This is a genomic window from Spiroplasma sp. ChiS, assembly GCF_002968355.1.
GTDB classification, from domain to species: domain Bacteria; phylum Bacillota_I; class Bacilli_A; order Mycoplasmatales; family Mycoplasmataceae; genus Spiroplasma; species Spiroplasma citri.
In genome coordinates, this window is record NZ_PUUH01000310.1 from 1 (window position 1) to 5091 (window position 5091).

At 44.5% G+C, this 5091-nt stretch carries 2 protein-coding genes; both read right to left on the reverse strand.

Translation table 4 applies throughout. The features are described 5' to 3' along the window. Nucleotides 1-119: 119 nt before the first annotated feature. Nucleotides 120-3434, reverse strand: coding sequence for a reverse transcriptase domain-containing protein (locus C6B38_RS08730; protein ID WP_162475945.1), 3315 nt, complete (start codon nt 3432-3434; stop codon nt 120-122). After that, the coding region (locus C6B38_RS08735; protein WP_233485727.1) for a DUF4283 domain-containing protein at nt 3332-5091 on the reverse strand (1760 nt) is incomplete at its 5' end. The genes C6B38_RS08735 and C6B38_RS08730, both read right to left, overlap by 103 nt.

Sequence of the window (5091 nt, forward strand, 5' to 3'; positions counted from 1 at the left end):
CTGAGAGCTCTTTCTTTTTTTTGATCTAAATGTAAATGTATATTAAGATCAAAAGAGAATTACAAGATCAAACGGGCATACCCGCGGCTTTACAAACAGACCCCAAGTGTGGTCAAAACCTACCTACGGCTTCACAAAGATCATATGCTAAAAATCAAAATATGGGGGTACAAGTTAAAGACAATCTTATACACCTGTATTTTGATTTTCCTAATAATTTGCTGAAAGTCCAACTCAGCGTGCTCAAAAATCACTTGGTTTCTACCTTTCCAGAGGTAATAGATGGTTGCTGCCAGACACAGCTTCCGCATGTTGGCCCTCCAAGATGTCCCTCCACTATGCTGCATTAAGTTCTTCAAACTGCTTTTGATGGTTGACATGCAGCCTCGCATACCAGCCCATTCTTTAATACCTGCCCAAACCTGTGTTGAAAAAGAACATTGGAAGAAAAGGTGCTGAGAAGTCTCCTCTCGGTCTCCACAAAGGCTACATAGTTGATCCACATCCAAAAAGGTCAGTTTGTCCTTAGTAGGCAATCTGTCCATCACAGCTAACCAAAACTGAAAGGAGAATTTAGGTGGCAACACCGGATGCCAAACTAGCCGGTGCCAGAACCATTTCTGCCCCTTTTGTTTTAAGAAGTCATACACTTGGCTTGTATCCAGTCTACTGGCCAMATCCGTCCCACACCACTCATGGAGCTTGAGTTCTGCCTTTGCTATCGAGCCTTCCAAGTTGAGGAGTTTGTCTCTTAACCCAAGCAGCTTCTTCAAAAGAGGAGGGTGGCTACTCCTTGATTCCATCTGCCAGACTGATCTTTGGTTAAGGTAAATGTGGTGCATCCACTTACACCAAAGAGAATCTTTCTTAGCTTGTAAATTCCAGAAAGTTTTCATGAGAAGAGCTTCATTCCATATTCTAGTATCTCTCAAGCCGAGGCCTCCTTCCTTCTTATCAAGACATAGAGTCTGCCATGCTACCTTAGCATTTCTGCCTCCCCAAATAAACCTTCGGCATAAACTCTTGATCCTGTCCAGAACCGCAGCAGAAATGGGGATAATTCCCAACCAGAAACTCTGAATACCTTGGATTACAGTCCTCACCACTTCTATTTTCCCTGCATAGGACAAGTTTAGGCCTGCCCAAGAAGTCAGTGTAGTAGTGATTTTCTCCATCAATGGTGCATAATCCCCAACCTTCAATTGTATGCCAGATAAAGGAATGCCAAGGTACCGAAAAGGAAGCCTTCCACTTGAAAACTCCGTAAGTGCTAGGATTGCCTCTTTCTCCCCATCCTCCACTCCTGCCAAGAAGGTATTTGATTTTAGTGCATTGGCATGTAATCCCGACACCTTCCCAAATCTTGTAATGGCTTCCCATACAATGTTAACCGAGGAGTAGTCACCCCTAGTAAATACCATCAGGTCATCAGCAAATGCCAAATGCGAAATTCTCAACCTCTCACATTTAGGATGAAAATTGAACCCACACCTCCGGTGTCTGCTTGTCACTCGGTTTAAACTCCTTGAGAGATATTCCATACAAATAACAAAGAGTGCTGGAGACATGGGATCACCCTGTCTTAAGCCCCTTTTTCCTTTAAAGAAACCCACAACATCGCCATTGATCCGTAGAGAATAGGCTACCGAGGTCACACATTCCATAATCCAAGAAACAAAGATAGGTGGGAAATTCAGTTCCAAGAGAACCCTCCTCAAAAAGTCCCATGAAATAGTATCATAAGCCTTCCTAATATCTATTTTCAAAGTGCACTTAGGGGTTGTCCTCTTCCTTCCATAACCCCTAAGGATTTCTTGAGCTAAGTGTATGTTTTCCACCATACTTCTACCCTTAACAAAACCAGTCTGTGCACCATCAATTATCTTAGGCAAAATCAGAGTGAGTCTTTCGGAGATTAATTTGGTGATAACCTTATAGATCACATTACAGCAGGAAATCGGCCTAAAGTCTTCCACCCTAGCAGCCCTTTCATTCTTAGGAATAAGAGAAATGACACAGTGGTTAAGTTGTTTTAGGAGCCTTCCCGTTCTGAAAAATTCAAGTACTGCCTCACACACATCATCCCCCACCACTGTCCAAGCCTTCTTGAAGAAGTAAGATGTGTAGCCATCCGGTCCCGGAGACTTCTCATTCCCTATGTCAGCCAAGGCCCTTTTAACATCCTCTCTAGTGAAAGGGGCTGTGAGTAAGTCTACTTGTTGAGCATCAATTTTTGGCCCTTCCCTCAGCACCTCTTCTTCCAAGTCTGCCGTGACCTCATAGGTTCCCAAAAGGCCAGTGAAAAACTCAACAAATTCATGTTGTACCTCCTCTGTAGAAGCTGTGCTCGTCCCATCCCTTCTAGTAATAGAAGTAATGAAATTTCTCTTCCCATTCCTCTTAATCAAAGAATGAAAAAGTTTAGTTCCTTTGTCCGCCTTCATTAAGAATTCAGCTTTGGTTTTTTGAACACAGAATTTTCGCTCCGCTTCCAAAAGCCTTTCAGCCTGTCTACACAAATTTACCACTTCTTCCCGAAGCTCAGAATTTGCTGGATCCTCCTGTAGCTGAGTCTGTTTCTCATTCAAACTCTCCCTGGCCCTCTTAGCTCGTTCAGAGATGTGTGAAAATTCCTTACTATTCAGCTGCCTAAGTTTACCTTTCAGTGCTTTCAGTTTTTTGCACACCACAAACTGCCTTGTACCGTGAATACCTTGCTCCCAAGACTGTTCCACTATACCCAAAAACTTGTCATGATCCGCCCACATATTGAAGAACATGAAACCTTTTTTAGGAGTGTTGGCACCTTCAAACATAGTCACAATAGCCGGCGAGTGATCCGAGAGACAGCCAGAAGGCAGGAAGTGAGCTCTTGTATGCAAACCGTCTTCCAACCATCGTTGATTACACATAGCTCTATCAATTTTAGACCAAGTTCTCCCATTTGTCCAGGTATATCTCATTCCCTCATAGGGGATATCCTGTAAGCCAAGGTCTACACAACAATTAACAAAATCAGCAGCTTCATACGAGGTAACCGTAGTCCTTCCCATTCGGTCTCCCTGTTCCAGGACACTGTTAAAGTCCCCAAGTACCACCCATGGCTGTCTCCCATCAGCCCCAAAGGTACTCAAGTTCTCCCACATTGGCCTCCTAGTAACAATGGAGTGAAGCCCGTATACAAAAGAAACAAAAAAATTCCTACGAGTGACAAGGCAAGTAATGTGAGTATGAAGCACCTGATCCATCATCCCAACCTCCCTCATATGAAGTAACAAAGGATTCCAAAAAACCACAATCCTTCCCTTATCATTTTCCCCCAAATTGTGTACTATCCTCCACTCCTGAAACTTCAAGGTAATAACTTCAAAAAGCTTATCCTCCTCCAGTTTAGTTTCCAAGAGTGCAAAGACAGCAAGGTTATGTTCTTTCAAAAAACTATATACAGCTTTGTGCTTGAGGGCTTTTGAAAACCCTCGAATGTTCCACCATCCAATCTTCATGAAAAATTAGTAGAAGACCCCCCCTTCCTCCGCTTCTCCTCATGCCTACCCATAGGTGCCTTGCCCTTGTCCTTCACTGATTTGCTCGGCTGATCATTGACAATAGGAATTGGGGTAATCCTCCTAACTTCCCTTGTCTTTTCCTTCCCTGGAATGCCTGAATTTGCCATGCCTTCCATACTTGAAGCTGTAGTGTACTCTCCCAAGGACTTACTCCTACGATGCCTGTGGTGAGATTCCTTGCTTTTCCCTTTAKGTACAACAAACAGATTTTGGTTTTCTGCATCGGGGTTACTTTCCCCTTGCCTAGGAGGAGCAGGTGGCCCATTCCCCACCAAATCAGCCTTGCTCGCAGCAGACTTATCACCACAGCCAACCCGGGTGCTAACTTCCTTAACCGGCCCACCTGATGCAGTCAGACAACCAACACTCCTAGTACCCACAAAAGCACCCTGGTGGTCTCCCTTTTCTGCCTTTTGTGTTACCCCAATGGAAGTAGAGTCCTTGGCATCTGCCTTAGCCCCCTTTCCCTGCCTCACCGTAGTCGTGGTAGCAGCCCCATGCCCGGCATTTGGGCCATCACTGGAATTCCCTGCCCCAGCACTCTCACAGCTTTCCTTAGCAATACTAGCCTTAGCTTCCTCAACCAACTTAGCTTTTTTACAAAATTCAGTGGCATGCCCCATCATCTTACAAAAGGAGCAGAACTTTGGTAAGCTTTCATAAGAGACATATTGGGAACGGACCTTCCCATTAGGCAGGTTAATCCGGATCTCCTTTACCAAATCCTTTTCTAGATCAACATTCACAAGAACTCTAGCATAAGACAATCTTTCCTTTTTGCTAGTCATAGCATCCGTGCAAATTGGATCCCCCACCATAGAACAAATTCGACCCAAGGCTTTAGCATTCCATAGATCAATCGGTAGCCCCGGTAGTGTAATCCATACAGGTATTTCAGAATGAGTACATGCCCCAAATTCAAACAAGGGTGGCAAATCCTTGAGAATCAAAGGTCGGCCATATATAAGATAAGGTCCTCCTTGAAGCACTCTTTCCTTCTCCGCCAACTCCTCAAATCGGAAAATAAGCCATCCCGATTTATGAATGTGAAACTTATGTGGTGCATTCCAAGTATTTGTGAGCCTCCTCACTGCTTCCATCCCCGGAAATCCACCAGCAACATACCCTAACAAAGTAAACCCCAAAGCTGATTCAACGGTATCTACTTCCTCAAAGCTAATATCCACTTCACCCTTAGCATTTTCCACCTTAGCCAGCGGAATGCCCTTGTTAGGATTACGATTATCCTGAAACAAGGCAGCAAATGTCTTCTTAGGCTGTTCTTTAGAAACAACTTCAGCATAGGATTGATTCTTAGTTGGCAACCCCTGTCCGTCCCCTCCGTTCCCTTGCTCTTCCCCATCCGTATCCTTAGAGCCAATGGTGCGGGACATGGATGGTGATGTTTCAGGCACCGTTGAGACCTCACAATCCTCTTCAATTTCCTGCCGGGCAGCCTCCTTAGCCAAAACAGTGCCACCTTTGTGGGAGTTCTTCTGCTTAGCCATTGTTCTTCAACCAACTC